Raw genomic sequence first — 21984 nt, forward strand, 5'->3', positions numbered from 1 at the left:
AGAAAAGCATGGCTGTGTGGATTTTTTAATGCCTGATTCAAAAGATTCGTATAAAACAAATCTAAAAATACAAAAATGGAAAAAGGAAGGCCGTGGACAAGGTTTCGGGCCTAACTATAAACCATGGATCACGATTAGAGACGTTAGCTCTGATGGGAGATCTCATCGTATATATGGCCACAAATCACAAAGAACGTATCATCTACTTTCAGATTTAGAATTAGCAGCATTTTTATTATTAGAATGGAACCCTTCCACTACTGATATCAGAGAACAATATCCTTTAGATCTTGATCAAACAATTGAAATCGCTAAAGAAGCCCAAATACCGCATCCTAAAATCAGGCAAAACTATCACATCGTTACCAGTGATTTTGTGGTTGATACTGATAAAGCAGAGACTCCAAGATTTGTCGTTCAAGTCAAATATTCTGATGCTTTGAATGATTCTAGAACGATAGAAAAGTTAGAAATTGAGCGGCGCTATTGGGCCAAACAAAACATTCCTTTTTATATTTTCACAGAACATCAAGTTCCCAAAGTGATCTATGAAAATATTATGTGGTTATACCCTTCTTTAAAACAGGAAGAAATTAGCATAGATATTTTGGAACGCTTAGATTTCTATGTCGATATTTTTCAGAGATACAAAGCAAAGAAAATTATTGATATAACTAAAATTATTGATACTCAATATGAGCTTGAAATTGGACAATCCTTACGAGAAGTCCGAGAACTTATAGCCCTACGCTATTTTAATTTTGATCTCAATATTCCTTTTAGAACTCTATTGGTAGAACAAATTAAATTAGGGAAACGAGATTTTTGGAATGAGGTGCTTCATGCTTCAAATCAATGAAGTATTAAAAAAAGATGATTCCTTATTCCGAATATTATCAATTCAGGCAAACACCATCGTCTGGATAAATCTGGATCAGGATAATGCTTTTCCTACACAAGTTAACAAAGTAGATATCTTGGATGGCTTAGAAAATCTGGCTATTGAGAGATCAACCGACCCATACGAATACCTCTCGTTTACGCAACCAGATTACGGTTCTACTCAAGCAATCAAACGTGATCAAAATTATGAGTTAATCAAACCACTTATCAGCCACGAGTTATTCTATATCCCTAAAGAAAGAGGAAGAATTATCGAATCTATCGTTTCCCAACACGGGGGAACTAAACAAACTCTATATCGTTTAGCACGTAGATACTGGCAACGTGGACAAACAAGCAATGCGCTTCTACCAGACTATAAGAATAGTGGAGGCAAAGGTCAAAAACGTATCCCTAAAGAGAAAAAACTAGGCAGACCAAAAGTATATAGTTCAGAACAAGGTGTAAATGTCACAGAAGACATTGAAAAACTTTTCCGTAGAGCCATAACAAAATATTTTCTAAAAGAAAAAAAACATTCTATTCCTTATGTTTATCGTAAGTTCCAAACTACATACAAGAACCTTTACCCGACAGTAACCGAAGCAGAAATACCGACCATTTGGCAATTCAAATACTTTTATGAACGAGAGTTCAAGAAAATAGAAAGTATTAAAGCTCGCATCAATAAGGCTAATTATCGTAAAGACTATCGTCCATTGCACTCTACAGCCACATCACAAGCATTAGGGCCTGGATCACGTTATGAAATTGATGCAACTATTGCTGATATTTATCTAGTTTCGAATTCCAATCCTGAAAGTATTGTTGGTAGACCCACAATTTATTTTGTAATTGATGTATTCAGTAGGTTAGTTGCCGGCTTTTATATTGGTTTTGAATCACCCTCCTATCTAGCCGCAATTCAAGCACTCAATATGGCTATGACAGATAAAGTTAAATTTTGTGCTCAATACGATATCGACATTCGTTCAGAGGATTGGCCAGCTATTGGACTACCAGATGCTCTTTTAGCTGATCGCGGTGAACTATTAGGACACCAAATTGAAGCATTAGAAAAAACATTTGCCGTGAGAATTGAAAATGCACCTGCAAGACGTGGTGACGCGAAAGGTATTGTGGAGCAAGCATTTAGAACAAAACAAGCTTATTTCAAACATGAAGGTCAAGGTATCGTTGAAGATACAATTGTTAAAAAGAAAGGTGGTAAAGATTACCGTCTTGAAGCATCAATAAATATCCATCAATTCACAGAGGTCATCCTAGCATGCGTACTCTGCCACAATCAGTACCTTATTTCGAAAACATATGATCGAGGACATGATTTCCCAGATGATCTACCTGCCATACCTTTGCAATTGTGGAATTGGGGTGTACAGAATAGAACTGGGAAATTAAAAACTGTTTCTCATGATGCCTTACATATCGCTTTATTACCTCGTACAGAAATAACGATCTCTGACTTAGGTCTTAAAGCATTTGGACTATTTTACTTAGCTGATGAAGTAACAGAACTAGGATGGTTGAATAGACAAGGTACAATTACACGTCCTAAAAAACTTTATGCAGCCTATGACCCTTATTCAGTTAATCAAATCTATATTTTTCCAGATACGAATAGCCTGACATACTGGATCGGACAACTTTCCCCTCGATCAAGAGAGTTTCAAGACTGCACTTTATGGGAAGTAAAAGAAAAACGAAAAATTCAAAAGACAAATTTAGTGCCACATGAGTTAGAAGCAACCAAAAGGCTCCGTGAATTGGAAGAATTCATTAGCAATAAACTCAACGTGAAAAATGCTCATCCGACTCAAAAAAGACCGTCTCAACGTATCTCAGAAATACGTGAAAACAAAGGGCGTGAAAAAACGGCTGAACGTAAAAAGAAAATACCGCAACAGATTTCTACAGATACCAATATTATTTCTATGCCAACGCCAAAAAATAGAAAAATTACAATTGAAACTGAAGCAGTTCACTATCCAGACTTAACAGATGAATTATTTGGTGAGGATGAGTAAATGAGTTTACCGTTAAATTTTATTAGCGCAACTTATACGCCTAGTTTTGGTGAATATGCGGGAAATCCATTTATCGAAGCCCTTCCACCAATTATGCAAGAAATTGCTGATATCAAAGCAAATCTGATTGGTAAAGTAGACTACAACCCAGAAGATATTCTTCGATCTAAAAATGAAAGAATCCATCTTACCTCTCAACTCATTCATCAGTTTTTTCAGCCAATTACACGACATATTTCTTTAGAATCAAAAATATCTATATTGATTCGGCAAGGCTATATAGGACGTAACATTGCAGATGGGAAATTGCATCAACATTTGCAAAACGGTTACGAACGTATCATGTCAGGTGATATTAAGGCATTTCGCTTTGATGCCCCGAAATCTACAGCTTTAAGCTATTCACTGATTGGATGCTCTGGTAGTGGGAAAAGTACGACACTACACCGTATTCTGAACCTTTACCCTCAAGTGATTTATCATGAAAAATATAATTTTATGCAGCTTGTTTATCTCAAAATAGACTGCCCTCATGACGGTTCACTAAAAAACCTATGCTTGCATTTCTTCAAAGCAATTGATGTCGCTTTAGGAACAGATTTTGAAAGGAAAGTGGCTTTAAAAAGATTAGGCATTGAGGCTCTTTTAAATTATATGCGTCAAATTACAAATACCTATGCCATAGGTGTACTTGTAATTGATGAAATTCAACATTTGAGTGTCAAAAATTCAGGTGGCGCAGAGAAAATGCTTAACTTCTTCGTGACCTTGATTAATGTTGTCGGTCTACCTGTAGTTATGGTTGGTACACCTAAAGCCAAGTTTATTTTTGATGGAGATTTACGTTCAGCGCGTCGTGGAGCTGGATTCGGGGCTGATATATGGGAACCAATGAAAAATAATATCCCCTCATCAAATACTTCAACCAGAACAGAATGGACAGCCTTCACCAATGCACTCTGGAAATACCAGTGGCTAACCAACAAAGAGCTATTAAGTGAAGAAATTCGAGACTGTTGGTATGAACTCTCCCAAGGAGTACTTGATATTGTAGTCAAACTTTTTGTGTTGGCTCAATGTCGAGCAATCATGACTGGGCTAGAAAGGATTACTCCTCGTCTACTTAGGCAAGTCTATAAGGATGAGCTTAAGTTTGTCCATCCTATGATTGAAGCACTCAAATCTGGTGATCCAAATCGGATTGCTCTTTATTCAGATCTAACAATTCCATATGTAGACAAAACATTACTCTTACTCCAGAGAAAAATAGAGGAAGAACAAGAAAAATTTGAACAATACAACGGGAATGAACAAGCCCAAAGATTGCATAACCTACTTATTGCAACTGGATATCCAGAACACAAGGTTGTCCCGGTTATCAAAAAAGCCTTTGCTGATTTTCCTCAGCTAAACATGCAAGAACTCATGCCTATCGTTTCTAATTGGCTCATTGAAGCAGAAGTTGATACAGACATTAAACCTGCAACTACCAATAGCAAGAGAGTAAAGCAGAATGAATGGATTGGCTTATCATCTGATGATCTAAGGTTTAAGTTCTCACAAAAGGCAAAGCAACAGAATTTTTACGACATTCTGCAATCAAGTGATTTAATTTTTGATACCCAAGCTTGGCTGCAATCAATGTAGTAGTGAAATAGGCATGTTGAACTTTCCTAATCCATACCCAGATGAATTTATTTACAGTGCCATAGCGCGGGCTGGAGTTCACCATGCAATTACAAGTCCGAAGCAGTTACTCGATGAAGTATTTGCCAATCGTAAAGTGATTGCCACGATTGACTTACCAAGCCATCTTTCGTGCGTTTTAAAACATTTACCACCAAACTATACACTTGAAAAACTTGTTTACGAGCATACACTTTTTCCAATCTATGCTCTATTTTGTCCAGAAAATATACGTTTACGTTGCCTTAAATGGATGGGAAACCAATCAAAAGGTTCTATTCACTTAGCATTAGGGGTTGCAGCATCCAAAGTTAAGCAAATATCAACTCATCGATATTGTAGCCTTTGCTTAGAAGACCAATATCACCAATATGGGGAATATTTTTGGCCAAGAATTTGGCATATACAAGGGTCAAATTGCTGTACGAAGCACAAAGTTAAACTATTGGAGTTTGTATTAGCACCTCATTTGCCTGGACGACATCAATTTATTGCTGCGAACAACATCATTAGCCGAAACCAATCTCCTGAAACTGCTCATAAATTAGATCTAATTGTTAGTAGTCGTATCGCTGAGCTCTTACAACTTCCTCCAATATCATCGCCAACATTCCATCAATGGAGCCAATTTTATCATCGTATTGCATGGCAATTAGGATGTGGTAAAGGTAATAAACATATAGACCATACAAAAACCTATGCTGTAATTGTGAAAATATGGGATTTAAATTGGTTACGACAACATCATCTTGATAAACTTCATACAGAAACAAACTGGCTTAGAGCCATTTTTAGAAAACACCGTAAGTCTTTCAGTTATCTTGAACATATTATTGTCTTAGAGGCTTTCTATCCTAAAGGCTGGACGTGGAAATCCATTCTGAGCGAAATCCATCAGATCCCATCTAATCCTTCCAAGACTGATACACAAATTCAAGGAACGGAGTATAAAGACATATCGACACTCACAGAAAAACGTAATGAATGGGTATCTTTGATCCAAAAATATGGAATAAAGCCCTCTAGACTCAAAAATGCCGCTTTATACGCATGGCTTTATCGTAATGATAAAACTTGGTTGCTAATGGAAAATAAAAAATTTCACGCTTTACCTACACCAGGCTGTAAAAAAGTTAACTGGCCTCTGAGGGATTGGCAACTGGTAAGACTGCTGTTCAAAGTATTCTATCAATCATTAGACGATTTGAGTTTGCCTAGACAATCAAGAAATTGGTATTTAAAACAGTTACCGCAACATTCTACTGTAGAAAAAAACCTACATCGACTTCCTTTAACGAATAAATTTCTGGATATTTATTCAGAAGATGTTAGCAGTTATCAAATCCGAAGAATCACTCGAACTATTATTCAATTTCAAATACTTAATAAGCATCACGCTGGTTGGCAAATATTACGAAAGTCGGGACTGAGCGAAGAAAGATTTACCGATGAAACTCTTAAATTTCTAAATCAGATTAAAAGGATTAATCATGGCTAAAATAAGTCACATAGCTAAAGATATGAAAATAAAAAAGATTGGCGCTTTATTTAAAAAACATAATTCTACTACTTGGGCAATTAACTTAAGCCTAGAAAATGAAGATGGTCTGATCTCATCAGACTATACTAATTTTTCCAATGCAAAATTATTGAGGAAAAACAGTCACATCAACCCCACGCAAGAATACACTAAAGGCTACCATTTACGGTTTAAAATCACTTCAACTCAAGATTGGGTGTCCTCTACCAACAATTCAGACTTAACAAAAGGAAAATTTTTAGAACACTATTTCTTATTTGATGCTGTTCGAGTCGATCAGTTTGGGCAGCCAATGTCCGAAACAATCAAAGTTCGACTTCCACAATTTGAACTTGCTAGATCGCTCTTTTTCTACACTCCATATCTTGCAAGATCAGCAGTTTTAGAAAATAGTCTAAGTATTGATTTTGATATTGTTTCAAACCCAGATCACTACCTTATCAACATTCTGCCTGCTTGCTCCTATCCTACCTCTCATTTCAACGATGTGGGTATACGAAGAATCCTATCCTGGATTCTACTTGATAGCGATATTCGACAATCTTTTGAAAGTATCAGCCAATTTTGCACCCAGTATGGCTATGATTTTGATCAATATCGTATCTGGAATTTTTGTTTTAACCCACCTCAACTCAATGGAGTGATCTTTGATTCATATGGATATTACAAGGCTGAAACTTCTGAGTTTTTTGTCAATGAAATATCAGGTTTTGAAAGAATCTCAAGTCGTATTTCAAAAGAAGTCGAGTTCTATAGCAATAAATTCATTGAGTCTAAATCAGGCGGTAAAGGTGAAAACTCTTCAGGAACTAAAAATAATGGCAAAGAGCCGACCATCAAAGATGATGAAGATGGCAATAGCGATGATATTCAAATCATTGATGTTGTACCGACACATTTCGACTTCCTAGAAGCCATTGAAACAAGGAAAACCACTAAGAAATCTAGACTTAGAAATCATGGTACAAAAGATCAAAATTTACCATCTACTAATCCATCATCGGAAGTTAGCACCAACGAACCAGTTTCTGAGGGCTCTGTCCCCTCTGCTGAATTTAATGGTGTTGAAGATGAAACTGAAGATCTTCATCTGTATCTTGATCGTTTCTCTGCATTTCAACAAATGATTGATTTATTTTGCAAAGAAAAATCGGTTAAAAGTTTTAGCTTTCAACTTCACAAATTACCGAACATTCAAGGTCACTCCAAACATATAAAAACCGATGGAAATCCTAGATGTGTGGCAGAAGTTAGTTTTCAATATAATGGCCAAAGTATTGTGATCTTAGAGGTTGACACTTCTGACAATAAGAAACCCCTTTCAACTCGTGTTTTATCACTTAAAAACATGAATCAATGGAACCTAACTGACCGAGCAAAAGTACTTGAGCTGGTCGTTACCCAATGCTTACGTTGGCCTAAAGGAATTTTAAAAAATACTTGCTTTAAAAATAGCACATTAAATCACCCTAGAATGAATACAAAGAAGCAGGAAATATCTGAGCAAGAGTTAAAGGGATGGATGCTAAGATTAGCAAGTATTTTAATAAATTCTTCTGGTTAAATTTTTGCTAATTTTAATATTTCCTGGTATCCTGGCAATTATTTATTTGCTTTTGATGTTGTATGTCTAGCCCTTTAAAATTTCTGGATTTATTTGCTGGTGCTGGAGGCTTGTCTGAGGGTTTTATCCGCGCTGGATTTAAACCAATTGCTCATGTCGAAGCGGATGCTTCAGCCTGCTATACGCTTAAAACACGACAAGCATTTCATTGGCTAAAAAATAATAATGCTTTAGACATCTATTCGAAATATTTAAAAAATGAAGTAACACGTCAAGCACTCTATAATGCTGTTCCTTCCAACGAAATAGATTCAGTGATCAATGAATTCATTGGCCCAGATACTCTAAAAACAATTTTTAAGAAAGTTGATAGCCAATTAAATACCTCAAAACTAGATCTAATTATTGGTGGTCCACCTTGCCAAGCTTATTCACTCATTGGTCGAGCTCGAGGGAATATGGATGATGATCCTCGTAATCATCTATATAAATACTATGCAGAATTTCTAAAAAGATATAAGCCTAAATATTTTGTTTTCGAAAATGTACTAGGACTGTTGACCGCTAAAGATCCGAATGGTGAGTTTTATTTCGATAAAATGAAAAGTCTATTTATCGAAATAGGTTATTCAATTGAGTATAGAGTTTTATCTGCAAATGAATATGGTGTTCTTCAGAAGCGAAAACGAATAATTTTGGTAGGTAAACGAGGACATCGTGGTAAAAAATCTTTTTACCCTGAAATTGAAAAATTGGCTCCAGAAGCAACCGTTTGGGATCTACTCAAAGATCTTCCTAAAATAAATGCTGGTGGAGGTAAATCTTCCCCATTAGAACCAATCTCTGAACCATCGCGATGGCTGAAAGATGCTCAAATATCAACTGATCTTCCTTTAACTTGGCATGAGGCACGTCCACACTCTGAGCAAGATTTAGAAATTTATAAACATGCTGTTAATTTATGGAATACTGAAAAAAGACGTCTTCATTATGACGACTTACCTGAACACCTAAAAAGTCATAAAGGGCGTAATTCTTTTGTTGATCGTTTTAAAGTAGTTGCTGGAGATTTAACCGCCTGCCATACTGTTGTTGCACATATCTCTAAAGATGGACATCATTATATCCATCCTGATATAAATCAAAATCGTTCATTGACGCCTAGAGAAGCAGCAAGAATTCAAAGTTTTCCTGATGATTATTATTTTGAAAATGTTTCAGGAAAACCAGCACGTACAAGTGCCTTTAAACAGATTGGAAATGCAGTACCTGTATTACTTGCACAAAAAATTGCAGAAAAATTATTAAAGGATTGGTAATGACTGAAAATTATATTACTTCAGAAGACTTAGCATTTCGTCCACGAGCACGTCTACTACAAATGCTCGGTGATCAGCTAATTGGTTCTTCTCGTTTAGCAATTTTTGAGCTTGTAAAAAATGCTTATGATGCTGATGCTGATACTGTATTAATCACCTTAGATAAAATTAATACAGAGAATGCAAAAATCATTGTCGAAGATAATGGTGAAGGAATGACAGCTGATATTATTAAAAATATTTGGCTAGTCCCTGCTCACGATCATAAGGAACAACAGAAAAAAGAAAAAAGACGAACCAAAGCTGGTCGCTTACCTTTAGGTGAGAAAGGTTTAGGTCGATTCGCAGTACATAAATTAGGAAATGAAATTCAACTCATCACTAGAGCTAAAGATTCTGATGAGTGTGTTCTTCATATTAATTGGCAAGATTTAATTGATAAACCTTTTTTAGAGGATACTCGAGTAGAGGTAGTTACCAGAACTCCAATTATCTTCACAGGAGAGAATACAGGTACTCAAATTACTATAAGTAACTTAAGAGAACAAAATTGGTCTAGAGGGGATGTAAGAAAACTTTTACGCCAAATTACTTCAATATCTACACCTTTTAATGAAAAACGAAGTGACAAGTTCGAAACATTACTTGAAGTTAAAGGACATCCTGACTGGACTGAAGGCGTTTCAGATATTGATAAATTAAAGGACAGAGCACCTTGGCATATCACATTTTCAATCGCCAAAGGCTTACTATCTTTAAATTATAATTTTATTGGTGTTCCTGGAATTAAAGTAGAACCTCGTCAAGAATTATTAGAAAATGAAAAACTTTTACTACCATCGAATTTGAAAAAAAATAAAGTTGTTGTGGAGCCTGAAGACCTACATGGAATTGGTGATATTAGCGGTGAATTTTTTATCTATGATCGCGATAAACTAGTTATATCTAAGTTTGGAGAACAACAACTTGTTGAAAGTTTCTTAAATGAGAATGGTGGAATTCGTGTATATCGAGACAACATCCGAGTTTATAACTATGGTGAGCCTGGTGATGATTGGCTCGGTTTAGATTTGCGAAGAGTCAATGTACCAGGCAGGCATATTAGTCGAAATATCATTGTTGGATCTTTGGATCTCAGTGTTGAAGATAGTTTTGATTTACAAGAAAAAACTAATCGAGAAGGTTTTATTGAAAATGAGACTTATGAAAGATTTCAACAAATTGTATTAAGTGTACTATCTATTGTTGAGACAGAGCGTCAAAAAGATAAAGAACGTATAAGACAAATAACTGAAACAGGTAAAAATATAGAAGAAAAGAAAATTGAAAAGCCATTAACCGAACTTAGAAAACTGGCAAAGAAACATAATTTAACTGATGAATTAGAACCATTAATTGAAAAAACTGAAAAAAATTATAATGAAATGCGTGAAGTAATGCTCACTTCAGGTTTTAATAATATGGGCTTAGCTATCGTTTTTCATGAAGTCGAACATGGTGTTAGATCATTATATCGAACCATTGAGCATAGTGAAGATATCACTTTAATTAAAGATCACGCATATGAACTTGTAAAAATTTTAGATAGTTTCTCCGATTTATTGAGAAAGGGTGATAATAAGCCAGCAAGTCTTAAAAATTTAATTCGTCGTGCTAGAGATATTGCTTCAATCCGCTTTAGAGCGCATAAGGTTCAGTTCGTTTGTCCATTCCTAGAAGATAATATTCCTGATATCGAACAAAAATATATCTTTAAAATATTAATTGGTTGTTTAAACAATATATTTGATAATTCAATATATTGGCTTCAAGCACGTTGGCCTGAAGATACTATTGGTCAAAGAAAAATTTATATAGATGTACGCAAAGATTTTTATGGAAAAACAGCAATTATTATTGCTGATAATGGTCCTGGTTTCCAAGATGAGCAAGAACAGTTAGTAAAACCTTTCTTTACGAGACGACCTAATGGAATGGGCATTGGCTTGTATTATGTAAATCTTGCAATGGAAGTAAATAAAGGGCGTCTAGTTATCCTTGATGATCAGGATGATGTGCCGACTGAATTTGACGGTGCAGCTATGGCTTTAGTTTTTGATTAATTTTTGAGTTTAATAATAATGTTAACACCTCCTCGCTTTGTTGTACTTGACGATAAGAAAGAACACTTAGAACCTATTATTGAAACATTTAAACTTATTGGCTCCTCATGTATTGGAGTTCAATATAATGAGGAAGATGCTTCTCATTTACAACAAGATTATTACAAAGGCGTGAGAGGTTTATTTATAGATTTAAATCTATCTGGTAGTAGCTCATTGGGATCAAGTACCCATTATGCTGAAATTACTAGAATTTTAGAGACAGTTATTTCATGTGATAATGGTCCTTTTATAATGATTCTATGGACAGATAATCCACAAGAATGTGATCAATTAATTGAATATATAGAAACACGTTTAGATCCAAATAAAAAATATTGCAAACCTTTACTTATCAAATCTTTATCTAAAACTATGTATATTGATGCTAATAGCGCAATAAAAGAAAGCAATCGCGAAACGTTCAAAGAAGAAATTAAAGGTTTTTTTTCGTCTGTCCCACAAATAGCAGCTCTTTTTGATTGGGAGTCAAAAGTTTTGGAAGCCTTAAATCAAACTTTGGTTGAGCTCATGAATTTAGTACCAAGCGAGAAACGCAATTTTGAAAGTTATGCATCAGAAATAGACAAAGTTTTAAGTTGTATTACAAGAGATACTGTAGGAAAAGCACATGTGGTTAGTGATCCCAAAAAAGCATTTAACTTAGCCATAGCTCCAATTCTAGTAGATAAAATGTTAAATAACCAAGCTTCAGAAGATAATATTGAACTATGGAATAGCGCGATTACATTAGTGAACTCAGCTAATATTTCTGATGAAAAATCCATTGGAAAGTTTAATAAGATGCTTCATCTTTCCGTTACAGGGCATGAAAGAATGAGTGCATATGATTGGGGAGCTGTTGTAGAAATTCCTTCTAGTGTATTCACTGATAACTATTGTAAAGATTATTTTGGTTTTACAAAAAAACAGTTAGGAAAAAGCATTTTTTGTTTTAGAGATTTAGATGGGCTCATACCTATTTTAGTTAGAATTGGTGCATCATGTGATTACGCCCAAAATAAAGAAGGACCTATCCCTTACGTTTTTGGTTATTTGGTAGACTATAGAAAATATAATTGTAGACAACAAGATTTTGATAATCCAGAAGAAATACATAGAAATAAAAAAATTTCAGATTGGAATTCACCAATTTTTTACTATGATGATGCCAATAACCCCTTCTATATTATTTTAAATTTACAGATAGTTATAACAGCAGTTAAAGGAAAGTTTGATCACTACCGAACTTTATATAGAATTAGAGAACAACTATTAAATCAAATTATTCTTAGAACTAGTACATTTGCTTCAAGACCAGGAATCACAGAGCTTACAATGCCTCGATAACTTCCATAAAAACTTAAATGTACTTTTTTAAGGCATTAATTCAGAAGCTTTGATGTGTAATGCATTTGATAACTCATAAATTTTTTCTAAGGTAGGATTCACCTCTCCTCTTTCAATCCGCCCTAAATAACTCCGATCCATGTTACAGAGCAATGCCAATTGCTCTTGTGACATGTTTCTTTCTTTTCTATATTTGCGAACCAATTGACCAAACTGAATAGTAAGTTCTGACATAAACATTCAAATGTTTAAAAAACAGAACTATCACTATTTGAGGACTATATATCCACGGACTATAATCCTCTTTTCTAGATTTTCTACTTTTCCATCATGAAACAAATTGCTTCGCCTATCTTCCAATCTTTTTTAGTACTTCTCTCCCAGGATCAAATTGATGGATGGACATCAAACAAAATTTGGAACAACTTGAATCTTTCAAAAGATGAAAAGCAACGAATCAACCAGCAGCAACTTTATAGACTTTTAAGAAAACTAGTGAAACAAGGTTACTTGTCCAAAAATATTCATTCTGACAATCCAAGGCTTTCAACATTTTTTGAAACAGAAAGCATGTCCGAGTTTAGAAAACAATTTGAAAATCATACCGTAATACATGATTCAGAAAAACTTGAATTAAAAACTAAAGAATTAAAAGAAAAGCAAAAGATTTGCGAAAACCAAATCAAAGCTTCTGAGCAAGCACTTATAGATTTCCCAGAATTGAAATCTGAAATTTTGCGTAAAAGAAAAGATTTACAAAAAGATGTAGAGCAATTAGAGGCTTACTCATCATTTATTAACCGACTTATTTCAAACTTTTAAAAGAAGCATGCTCATACAGTTTTAGATTCTAATTCAGTCACAGCAGTCATAGAATATTCCGCAAGCTGTATGAGCACATATATCAAAAGAAGAGCTCACGGTTTCATCGAAACTACTACAAAGATGAAATATTTTTCTTAATTTTTCTACGTAAAAATTCAACCATTCTTCCTGATTTTGAAAGTCTTCGATATTCTTTAACTTGGCATGGAAATCGACTAATAGATGACTTAATTTACTTATATTTTCAGGTCTCATTGTCAATTCAATTGTCATGGGTTCCACGATATTTGAATAGATATTTCCGACTTGATCAGTTGAACATATTTTTAAAATTAAACGATTGTTTTTCCTTGAAGAAAAAAACAACTTTGTTTTTCCAATTTGTTCATGTTCACCTATTTCTGTTTTCCTTCTTTGAATTTCTTTAAAAAAACTGTTGGACAGCATCTCAGATGTAGTTTTGTCCAAAAGCTCGTCTTTCAATCTTCTAATAATTAAGGCATCTCCACTACCAGAGAAAACAATATGCTCCAAATAGGCTATTTTTTTATAAGAATCAGAAACTATTGAAAACTTTAAATCATCTGTTTGATGGGTTAATCGCCGATCCGCAGCAATAATTACGCTATCTTTTAATTGAATTCCAATAATTAAAGTCATGTTAAATTAGTAAAGAAACTTAAGTTTCAATGTTACATCACCTATCTTATTCTGTGATATATTTTGCAAAATACTATTCATAATATTAATAAAAGATGAATTTAGAGCTTAATCTCAAAAATATTATTGCTAGTGCTGGTGGTTCTCAAGTGATCATCAATAAAAATGGGATCACTATTATCACACCAGCGAAGTTTGAAGTTAAAGCTGGACAACATCTCTTTCAAAGTGTGGCCAAAATCCCAATGAATCTTCCTAATCTTCCCACTTGGATACCTCATCAAGAATTTTTTGTGATTACCGATGAAAATGGCAAAGCCATTCACAATCAACACTATATTATGACTGATGAAGATGGCTCTAAAATTGAAGGCTATACCGATAAAAATGGTCGTACAAAAACGTTTAAATCTATGAAACCTAAAGCTGTGAAGATCGAACTTCTAGAACGTAATGATCCTCAATATCATAATTTTGAGGAGGATTTTTATGGCTAAAGGTAGCAAAGGTTCAAGTCAAACGTCTTCCTCGACTACTCAGCCTCAAACAAATGGAAAAGTTGTTAAGTTAGAACCAGGCAAAGAGAAAGATTACCTCTGTGCTCATATTTGTTTTGCTAAAAAAAATCCTATCAAAGGCAAAGCTGGACAGTTTCTAAATCAAAGAGCATGTACATACGCCATATGGAAACAAGAAGAAGCGAATGAATTGATTTGGCGCTATAAAGCTGAAGTTGGCTATCGAATGAGAGACCGCTTTCCGACACCCATTATGAGTGAAAAACAACCTCAGAGAGCAAGCCGATTTCCATTAGGAGTAGCAGCACGTGAAAGTATGTTTAAGCTGTCAGAACTTGAGCAAAGTGCCAAAGGTCGTTTAAGAATCCCTGATGTCATTGTTTTAAAAGTGACTGATCAAGAACTCATAAATATGAGAGTTCAAGGACAGGCCGATTGGAGTAAACTTATTCCAGTTCAAAAAAATATTTCTAAAGTGATTGAAATCAAATTTGGCAAAGATAAATTATCTAGAGAACAAAGAAATGACTACATACAAATTGCAGGTAACAGAAATAATTTCAAGTTACTTGAAGATGTAGATTGCTCTTGTGAACTTAGAGACAATAATTCAAATAGTAGTTCTGCAACTATTGGCTCTAAATACACTTATATTCAAAACATGTTAGTGGCAATTAAAATTAAACAGCAGCAAGGTATACAACATCCACCTGTAAATACACCTAGTCCTATTGCCGATTTTCTAGATAAAGCACCTTTATATGAGATAGCTGTAGGAGTTGGGATTACAGTAGTTGTTGTAGGTGCAATAGTTCTCCTTCCCGTAAGTGCGACAGTAGCTGGTGCTGGTGCATTGGGTGGATATGTATTAGCTACATCTTAATTAGAGAGAATAATGAACGGTTCAGATTTTGAAAAAATTGTAGATGATGCAGATTATATCAATTATGACTATGGAGATCATGGGGAAACTGTACTTTCAGTGCATTTCCAGTCTTGTTTTTACTTTTGGAATGGACATACTTCTGAAATCCGCCAAGCAATCTTAAACTGTTATACAAAATATATTGAGCTCTGGGGAGGCCATATCACATGGGGCTTTGATCCATTAACAGATTGGAAGCAAAAAAAAATAAGCAATCTTCCATCACTTCAAGATGTAATAACTAAACGTGCTGATCCTGATGAAGTTATTGAATGGTACGTAGCAGATGGCAGCTTTGAAGATGACAAAATTGAATATGCAAATAGATACGTATTTTCATTGTTGACTAATCGAGCTTGGCAAATTCAACACGGAAATATTTTGTATTTCAGATTACCTAGGGATCTTTTTTTTAATCAAACAACACACGATGAAATTTTAAGATTCAATCAATACTGCTTACAACAGCTTAGACCATGGTATATGGTGAGTGGGATGCAAGCTGCTACACCTTTTAGTGATGAAGGCGTAAAAATAGATCTTGTATCTCAGGCTAGGGACTTTAAAGGCATCTATATTGAAGACTCTTGGGATACTATGAGAATGCCATACGGTATACGCGGTTTTGATTGGCTTACCTTCGTGAGTAATGATCTTTCAGAAAAAATCGGGGGTGCATTAAAGCTTCAAGATACCCTAACAAAAGCAAAACTTCGATTTCAAACTATTGCTAATGGCGTCCTTATTCAAGCATCTGATTACCCTGAACTCATACCTAATGGAACACCAGATCCACAAGGCTACTTAAAACTAAATCATATTCTTCGGCCTTTAAGAGATGGCAATTACGGCTCCATGGGGGATGCTACCTATTTAGGAGAAAATGACCAAAGTTTCGATATCCCATTAACTGATTTATGGATGCGTCGTTTTGATCACGAAAGAGTATGGAACGATTTAGTTTCAACAGCCAAATCTAGAAAACCTAAATCCATAGTAAAGCTATCAACGAATCACATATGTGAAATTTCTGGACGATATCGATATGAAGATGATTACGATTATGTCCGGAATGAGCCTATGCCTTTTGAAGAGCCAGACAGTAGAGAAAACGATCACCGAAGTTACATTATTTTGAATAAAGGCGATATTGCACCATATTATTTAAAATTAGGTCAGCATGGCGAGCTTTTAGAAACAATGGAAATCGAATGGACTCTCTTCGAAGAATTTAACTATTGACCTCTTATTTGGGTATGAAACTTTATTACTCGATAAAGAGTAAAAATAGAAGAAAAGATAGAGCTGAGTATGAAACTTTATTTTTTCTTCTACTTATTACGAAGTTGAAATATCAATAAGATAGATTGAGATCAGTATGAAACTTTATTACTTTTGTACAAAAAGACCGATAATGAAAATTATCGGTCTTTTTTTTATCAAATGAAATATCTTATCAGTGCATGTTTAGTCGGACATCCAGTTCGCTACGATGGTCAACATTGCCTTCAAGAAAAAATTAAAACGCTGATTGATACCGATCAGGCCGTCGTAATCTGCCCTGAAATTTCTGGAGGACTTAGCACTCCCAGAGCCCCTGCTGAAATTCAAAAAGGAACAGGCTCCGATGTTTTGAGTGGCCATGCAAAAGTATTTGATCTTTCGGGAAAAGATGTTACCGAAGCATTTATTTTAGGTGCCAAACAGACCTTAGCTTTTGCGAAAAAACATGGGATTACTCATGCGATTTTGAAAGCTAAAAGTCCATCATGTGGTTTTGGTCAGATTTATGATGGCTCTTTTTCGGGGTCAAAAATAAATGCGGACGGTGTTACAGCAGCGCTTTTAAAGCAACATGGTATTCACATCATGACTGAAAAAGAATTTCTAGATCAGTTAATGAAATAAAATCAGCTACTTAATCACATCATCGTCATATTCATGTTTTTTAAGGTGAGCTTTGTCACGCGTCGCCCAATAACTTGCCAAGACGGGTCCAGAAATATTGTGCCACAAACTAAAAATTGCACTTGGAAGTGCTGTAATGGGGGTTGCCGCAAAATGAACAGCAGCTAAAGCAACGCCTAAGCCAGAATTTTGCATCCCTACTTCTATCGAAACTGCTTTAGCATCTGCTTGATTGAGCTGCAATAATTTTGCAGCCCAATAACCTATAAAATATCCTAATCCATTATGTAAAATTACAACAGCAAGGATCAGTAACCCTGACTGTAAAATTTGCACTTTACTTCCAGCAATAATCGCAGCCACAATCAATACAATCGCGATGACTGAAACCATAGGCATCATTTCAATATATTGATCTATTTTTTGCTTAAATAGACCGCTCACGATCACCCCTAAAATGATAGGGAACAAAATCACTTGCATTACCGATACAAGCATTGCTACCGCATCTATATCGATCCACTGACTCGCTAAGAGATAAAAAATCAATGGTGTCAGCAAAGGTGCTAACATCGTTGAAACTGAGGTACACGCGACGGACAAAGCCACATTTGCCTTTGCCATATAAGCAATGACGTTAGATGCTGTACCTCCGGGACAACATCCAACAAGGAGTACGCCAATGGCAATTTCAGCGGGTAATCGAAATGCTATGCACAGGCCCCATGCCAATAATGGCATCACTATAAATTGAGCACCCACCCCAATGGCAACCGCCTTAGGCTGACTGAGAACACTTTTAAAATCTTCCCACGACAGGGTCATTCCCATGCCAAACATGATAATCCCGAGCATCCAAGTGATATAAGACTTAAGCCAAATAAAAGCTTCTGGCATATACATGGCAATTCCTGCAAAAAGGAGTACCCACAGCGCAAAGGTTTTCTGCAAGAATTGATTGATGGCTTTCATTTAAAAAGTTCACTTATTGGATTAACGACGTATGATCTTGAACCATGACCTTTAAATGGTCTGCGCTGAATGCCTGAGAGTCATTAGTTCTTTGGCGTAAATTCGTTTCACACCTTGTGCAAGCATTTCTTGCCATGCATGTTGTAAAGAACCATTTAAATCGATGCCTTTGGTCGCATCTGACACGACATAACTATTAAAACCTAATTTTGCAGCATCAATTGCTGTCCAAGCCACGCAAAAATCAGTGGCAATCCCGACAATGAAGACATCACGAATTCCACGCTCATGCAGATATCCTGCTAAGCCAGTCGATGTTCGATGATCAGCTTCTAAAAAGGCAGAATAACTATCAATATGCGGATGAAAACCTTTACGAATGATCAACTGCGCTTTGGGTATATTCAACTCTGGATGGAAATCTGCATCATGTGTACCCTGCACACAATGTGATGGCCATAACACCTGACGACCATAAGCTAATTCAATCGTCTCATAAGCAGACTTTCCAGGATGGTTTTCAAAAAATGAAATATGGTTTTGAGGATGCCAATCTTGGGTAAGGACAACATTGTCAAAATGCTGAGCAAGCGAATTAATGGTTGGAATAATTTGATCTGAATTCGCTACCGCCAAATTTCCCCCAGGGGTAAATCCATTCTGAACATCAACAACGATAAGTGCACTTTGTTGTGGTTGGAACATCCTTTTCAGCTCCCAATATTTTTGAAATTGTTAGGGACTATTGCATAGGATCATGAGAACTACAATTGTTTGAGTAGAAAATTTGATAAGAAAACTCTATAAAAAAAGCCTGCATCAAGCAGGCTTTAATCTATGTTTTTGTCTTAATTCTGGATACGACGTACCAACATTAACATGAAGATCGCAGAAATAATAATACAAGGGATTGCTGCAGAGATTACGCCTGCTGCACCAAATCCTGCCGTTAACAATGATCCTGCAATTGCTGGCCCAAGCATAGCACCGATACGACCTACTGCCGATGCTACACCAACACCTGTACCACGTACTTCTGTTGGGTACACAATACCACCAAATGCGTAAAGCACACCTTGACAGCCAATCACGAAAGCACCAACCAATGCTGAAGCCAAATACATTTGTGTGAGTGAGCTTGCTGCATTCAACGCAAGAAGGCCAGCCAAAATACCACCGTACATTAACAAGATCACATAAGCTTTTTTCCAGCGGTCAGTTAATACACCTAAAATCACAGTACCTACAGTAGCACTTACCATGAAGTAGAATTGCGCTGTCGCACCTTCTTTTCTCGAAAAACCTAATTCTTGGAATAGAGAAGGTAACCAGCTGAGCATGATGTAAACCACCATGAGCGTGAAGAAATAGCTACACCAGATGAACATCGTACGAAGAAGATTCTGTGAATTAAACAAATCTTTAAACGAACCTTGTGGAGCTTCTGCAATTTCAGCTTCAGTTCTATTTTGCGTTTTCAAAAATTCTTTAGATTCAGGTAAGAATTTCATCATCACTGGTATAACAATTAATGGTAATAAACCACCAAGATAGAAAATATTTTTCCAATTAGCACCGAAATCTGTACTTGCAATTAAAGATAAGATCGCAGCACCGACAGGCATACCACAGTACATTAGCCCTACAGCACGACCACGATTTTGTGGGGTTACTGCTTCAGAAGCCAAAGTGATGAGAATTGGCATTGCTGCACCTAGCCCTGCACCTGCAAGGAAACGTACAGCCAATAAACTGTTAAAACTATTTACCCATACCGTACATAAAGTGAATACAGCGAAAACAGCAACAGACCAAATTAAAACTGTTTTACGACCAATACGGTCCGCAATACGCCCACCTACCAGTGCCCCAGGTAACAGACCTAAAATACCAGCACTAAAAAACACACCTAATTGTGAACTATCTAAACCAAAATGTTCACGAATACCCGCAGCTGCAATACCTGCAGCCTGAATATCTAAGCCTTCAATTACTGCAATGAGGAAGCAGATACCTACCGTCAAAATTGCATGTTTGTTACTTACTGATTCTTGCATTGAACTTCCCTCTCTCATCAGCATTTGAGTCCGATGCCCGATTATCTATGTAAGTCAATGAAAGTGAGAGTTATCAAATGGTGTAATAAAATGTAATCAAAATAAGATTAAATTTCATACCTCTTGCCAACCAAAATAAATTCTAGTCTTCAAAACGATTAATTATTTTTTTTATTTAAAAAAAAACCAAGAAAAATCTATTATAAAATCTGTAAGTATTAGAATAATTTAACCTTTAAGTAAAAAAATTAAGACGTTTTATAAATTATAATAATCACATAATTTAAAAATTATTAGTTTATTCACCTTTATATACATACATCTTAAATCTGATGTAAGTGATATAAGCTATTAATTCAGGGTAAATTGGTCAGATTTTAGTTCGAATTTTCATTTTTATCCGCAATACTTTCATAGACGAACATCTATCTTCACTGTTATTTAAATGCCTAACCATAAGGTCTTAAAATTGCTTTTTTTAAAAAAAGTTACTTGTTTTAACTAAACTTTTTTTTGACTGAAGTGAATTCATATTGTTCTTATTGGTTGCTTAGTTCATAATTTGCATACGCATTATCCAGTATGCAGGCATATTGGATCGTGATATAAATCAAAATACATACCCATCCAAACTTCGCTTCTCAACCTTCACTGGATGGAAAAATAGGATCGTGTTTTAAAATGACTACTCAGCAAGCTCAGGTAATTCAAGGCTCAATCGTCGCAATCGTCACTCCAATGTTTGAAGATGGAACTGTTGATTGGAAGGGTCTCGAGAAGCTTGTTGAATGGCACATTGAACAAGGTACAAATAGTATCGTTGCCGTGGGAACAACAGGTGAAGCTTCGACCTTAAGCATGGCTGAACACACTCAAGTGATCAAAGAAATCATTCGTGTAGCCAATAAACGCATTCCAATTATTGCCGGCACAGGCGCAAACTCAACGCATGAAGCGATTGAGCTTACCAAAGAAGCTAAAGAGCTTGGTGCAGATGCTGCACTTTTAGTAACGCCATATTATAACAAACCGACTCAAGAAGGCTTGTATCAGCATTACAAAGCAATTGCTGAAGCTGTTGATTTACCGCAAATTCTTTATAACGTACCTGGCCGTACTGGCGTTGATATGAGCAATGAAACTGTAGTTCGTCTTGCTGATATTCCTCAAATCGTAGGGATTAAAGATGCAACAGGTGATGTTCCTCGCGGTGCTGAGCTTTTAAAAGCACTTGAAGGCAAAGATATGGTGGTCTATTCAGGTGATGATGCAACAGCATATCAACTGATTGAGCATGGTGCGAAAGGTAATATTTCTGTGACCGCTAACGTTGCTCCAAAGCAAATGAGCCAAGTGTGTGCCGCTGGTTTAGTGGGTAATGCAGCTCAAGCAAAAGCAATTAATGATCAAGTTGCAAATTTACACGAAATTCTATTTTGTGAATCAAACCCAATTCCTGTGAAATGGGCACTTCATGAAATGGGATTAATTGGTACAGGTATCCGTTTACCACTTACTCCATTAGCAGAACAATATCGAGCTTCACTGCGTGATGCATTAAAAGCTGCGAGCATTATTTAAAGAAGAGTTTA

General features: G+C 35.7%; 19 protein-coding genes. 14 read left to right on the plus strand and 5 right to left on the minus strand.

Annotated elements, in window-relative coordinates:
- The first annotated feature begins 28 nt into the window (after positions 1-28).
- The 8 genes from BMW42_RS04620 (at position 29) to BMW42_RS04655 (ending at position 12527) form a co-directional block, all read left to right on the plus strand.
- Positions 29-859 (plus strand): TnsA endonuclease N-terminal domain-containing protein, encoded by an 831-nt coding sequence (locus BMW42_RS04620; RefSeq protein WP_092766568.1) that lies wholly within the window; start codon positions 29-31, stop codon positions 857-859.
- Positions 843-2927 carry a DDE-type integrase/transposase/recombinase gene (locus BMW42_RS04625; protein ID WP_092766569.1) on the plus strand — a complete coding sequence of 695 codons (2085 nt, stop codon included), beginning with the start codon at positions 843-845 and terminating at the stop codon, positions 2925-2927. Before BMW42_RS04620 ends, BMW42_RS04625 begins: the two co-directional genes overlap by 17 nt.
- Positions 2928-4574 carry an AAA family ATPase gene (locus BMW42_RS04630; RefSeq protein WP_039047215.1) on the plus strand — a complete coding sequence of 549 codons (1647 nt, stop codon included), beginning with the start codon at positions 2928-2930 and terminating at the stop codon, positions 4572-4574.
- Positions 4575-4587: 13 nt separating this feature from the next.
- Positions 4588-6111, plus strand: a complete 1524-nt coding sequence (locus tag BMW42_RS04635) for a TnsD family Tn7-like transposition protein (RefSeq protein WP_092766570.1) — start codon at positions 4588-4590, stop codon at positions 6109-6111.
- The gene (locus tag BMW42_RS04640) at positions 6104-7717 is read left to right on the plus strand and encodes a Tn7-like element transposition protein TnsE (RefSeq protein WP_092766571.1); all 1614 of its coding nucleotides are present in this window, start codon (positions 6104-6106) and stop codon (positions 7715-7717) included. The genes BMW42_RS04635 and BMW42_RS04640 overlap by 8 nt, the downstream gene beginning before the upstream one ends.
- Before the next feature lie 62 nt (positions 7718-7779).
- Positions 7780-9036: a DNA cytosine methyltransferase gene (locus BMW42_RS04645; protein WP_092766572.1), complete on the plus strand. Its 1257-nt coding sequence runs from the start codon at positions 7780-7782 to the stop codon at positions 9034-9036.
- Complete coding sequence (locus BMW42_RS04650; protein ID WP_092766573.1) at positions 9036-11138, plus strand: ATP-binding protein; 2103 nt, start codon at positions 9036-9038, stop codon at positions 11136-11138. The genes BMW42_RS04645 and BMW42_RS04650 overlap by 1 nt, the downstream gene beginning before the upstream one ends.
- Before the next feature lie 18 nt (positions 11139-11156).
- A complete protein-coding gene (locus tag BMW42_RS04655) occupies positions 11157-12527 on the plus strand; it encodes a hypothetical protein (RefSeq protein WP_092766574.1) in 1371 nt (456 codons plus the stop codon).
- A 27-nt stretch (positions 12528-12554) separates the two neighbouring features.
- On the opposite strand, the gene BMW42_RS04660 is transcribed toward BMW42_RS04655, so the two are convergent.
- Positions 12555-12767 carry a helix-turn-helix domain-containing protein gene (locus tag BMW42_RS04660; protein ID WP_092766575.1) on the minus strand — a complete coding sequence of 71 codons (213 nt, stop codon included), beginning with the start codon at positions 12765-12767 and terminating at the stop codon, positions 12555-12557.
- A gap of 90 nt (positions 12768-12857) precedes the next feature.
- On the opposite strand from BMW42_RS04660, the gene BMW42_RS04665 reads away from it, so the two are divergent.
- Positions 12858-13349, plus strand: a complete 492-nt coding sequence (locus BMW42_RS04665) for a hypothetical protein (protein WP_092766576.1) — start codon at positions 12858-12860, stop codon at positions 13347-13349.
- A 33-nt stretch (positions 13350-13382) separates the two neighbouring features.
- Here the strand turns inward: BMW42_RS04665 and BMW42_RS04670 are convergent, their stop codons facing one another.
- Positions 13383-14012 (minus strand): hypothetical protein, encoded by a 630-nt coding sequence (locus tag BMW42_RS04670; RefSeq protein ID WP_092766577.1) that lies wholly within the window; start codon positions 14010-14012, stop codon positions 13383-13385.
- A 95-nt stretch (positions 14013-14107) separates the two neighbouring features.
- Between BMW42_RS04670 and BMW42_RS04675 the strand changes: the two genes are divergently transcribed.
- The 4 genes from BMW42_RS04675 to BMW42_RS04690 all read left to right on the plus strand — a co-directional run bounded on the left by BMW42_RS04675 (position 14108) and on the right by BMW42_RS04690 (position 17363).
- On the plus strand, positions 14108-14509 hold the full coding sequence (locus BMW42_RS04675; RefSeq protein WP_092766578.1) for a hypothetical protein: 402 nt from the start codon (positions 14108-14110) through the stop codon (positions 14507-14509).
- On the plus strand, positions 14502-15413 hold the full coding sequence (locus BMW42_RS04680) for a VRR-NUC domain-containing protein (protein WP_171260677.1): 912 nt from the start codon (positions 14502-14504) through the stop codon (positions 15411-15413). The genes BMW42_RS04675 and BMW42_RS04680 overlap by 8 nt, the downstream gene beginning before the upstream one ends.
- A gap of 12 nt (positions 15414-15425) precedes the next feature.
- Complete coding sequence (locus BMW42_RS04685) at positions 15426-16697, plus strand: type VI immunity family protein (protein WP_092766580.1); 1272 nt, start codon at positions 15426-15428, stop codon at positions 16695-16697.
- Positions 16698-16898: 201 nt separating this feature from the next.
- Positions 16899-17363, plus strand: a complete 465-nt coding sequence (locus BMW42_RS04690) for a DUF523 domain-containing protein (protein WP_035264844.1) — start codon at positions 16899-16901, stop codon at positions 17361-17363.
- Between the two features lie 6 nt (positions 17364-17369).
- On the opposite strand, the gene BMW42_RS04695 is transcribed toward BMW42_RS04690, so the two are convergent.
- From BMW42_RS04695 to mhpT, 3 genes are all read right to left on the minus strand, one after another.
- Positions 17370-18335: a bile acid:sodium symporter family protein gene (locus tag BMW42_RS04695; RefSeq protein WP_092766581.1), complete on the minus strand. Its 966-nt coding sequence runs from the start codon at positions 18333-18335 to the stop codon at positions 17370-17372.
- Positions 18336-18386: 51 nt separating this feature from the next.
- Positions 18387-19040, minus strand: coding sequence for a bifunctional nicotinamidase/pyrazinamidase (gene pncA / locus BMW42_RS04700; RefSeq protein ID WP_092766582.1), 654 nt, complete (start codon positions 19038-19040; stop codon positions 18387-18389).
- A 143-nt stretch (positions 19041-19183) separates the two neighbouring features.
- On the minus strand, positions 19184-20392 hold the full coding sequence (gene mhpT / locus BMW42_RS04705) for a 3-(3-hydroxy-phenyl)propionate transporter MhpT (RefSeq protein WP_035264856.1): 1209 nt from the start codon (positions 20390-20392) through the stop codon (positions 19184-19186).
- A gap of 681 nt (positions 20393-21073) precedes the next feature.
- Here mhpT and dapA point away from each other — a divergent pair.
- The gene (gene dapA, locus BMW42_RS04710) at positions 21074-21973 is read left to right on the plus strand and encodes a 4-hydroxy-tetrahydrodipicolinate synthase (RefSeq protein ID WP_092766583.1); all 900 of its coding nucleotides are present in this window, start codon (positions 21074-21076) and stop codon (positions 21971-21973) included.
- Positions 21974-21984: the final 11 nt, after the last annotated feature.

This window comes from Acinetobacter sp. DSM 11652 (genome assembly GCF_900109815.1).
Taxonomy (GTDB): Bacteria; Pseudomonadota; Gammaproteobacteria; order Pseudomonadales; family Moraxellaceae; genus Acinetobacter.

Bases quoted from the DNA above. Each gene is read 5' to 3' on its own strand.
- dapA (WP_092766583.1), top strand. From the start codon at position 21,074: ATGACTACTCAGCAAGCTCAGGTAATTCAAGGCTCAATCGTCGCAATC.
- BMW42_RS04635 (WP_092766570.1), top strand. From the start codon at position 4,588: ATGTTGAACTTTCCTAATCCATACCCAGATGAATTTATTTACAGTGCC.
- BMW42_RS04690 (WP_035264844.1), top strand. From the start codon at position 16,899: ATGAAATATCTTATCAGTGCATGTTTAGTCGGACATCCAGTTCGCTAC.
- BMW42_RS04620 (WP_092766568.1), top strand. From the start codon at position 29: ATGCCTGATTCAAAAGATTCGTATAAAACAAATCTAAAAATACAAAAA.
- mhpT (WP_035264856.1), bottom strand. From the start codon at position 20,392: ATGCAAGAATCAGTAAGTAACAAACATGCAATTTTGACGGTAGGTATC.
- BMW42_RS04650 (WP_092766573.1), top strand. From the start codon at position 9,036: ATGACTGAAAATTATATTACTTCAGAAGACTTAGCATTTCGTCCACGA.
- BMW42_RS04655 (WP_092766574.1), top strand. From the start codon at position 11,157: ATGTTAACACCTCCTCGCTTTGTTGTACTTGACGATAAGAAAGAACAC.
- BMW42_RS04665 (WP_092766576.1), top strand. From the start codon at position 12,858: ATGAAACAAATTGCTTCGCCTATCTTCCAATCTTTTTTAGTACTTCTC.
- pncA (WP_092766582.1), bottom strand. From the start codon at position 19,040: ATGTTCCAACCACAACAAAGTGCACTTATCGTTGTTGATGTTCAGAAT.
- BMW42_RS04640 (WP_092766571.1), top strand. From the start codon at position 6,104: ATGGCTAAAATAAGTCACATAGCTAAAGATATGAAAATAAAAAAGATT.
- BMW42_RS04670 (WP_092766577.1), bottom strand. From the start codon at position 14,012: ATGACTTTAATTATTGGAATTCAATTAAAAGATAGCGTAATTATTGCT.
- BMW42_RS04645 (WP_092766572.1), top strand. From the start codon at position 7,780: ATGTCTAGCCCTTTAAAATTTCTGGATTTATTTGCTGGTGCTGGAGGC.
- BMW42_RS04660 (WP_092766575.1), bottom strand. From the start codon at position 12,767: ATGTTTATGTCAGAACTTACTATTCAGTTTGGTCAATTGGTTCGCAAA.
- BMW42_RS04695 (WP_092766581.1), bottom strand. From the start codon at position 18,335: ATGAAAGCCATCAATCAATTCTTGCAGAAAACCTTTGCGCTGTGGGTA.
- BMW42_RS04675 (WP_092766578.1), top strand. From the start codon at position 14,108: ATGAATTTAGAGCTTAATCTCAAAAATATTATTGCTAGTGCTGGTGGT.
- BMW42_RS04630 (WP_039047215.1), top strand. From the start codon at position 2,928: ATGAGTTTACCGTTAAATTTTATTAGCGCAACTTATACGCCTAGTTTT.
- BMW42_RS04625 (WP_092766569.1), top strand. From the start codon at position 843: ATGCTTCAAATCAATGAAGTATTAAAAAAAGATGATTCCTTATTCCGA.
- BMW42_RS04680 (WP_171260677.1), top strand. From the start codon at position 14,502: ATGGCTAAAGGTAGCAAAGGTTCAAGTCAAACGTCTTCCTCGACTACT.
- BMW42_RS04685 (WP_092766580.1), top strand. From the start codon at position 15,426: ATGAACGGTTCAGATTTTGAAAAAATTGTAGATGATGCAGATTATATC.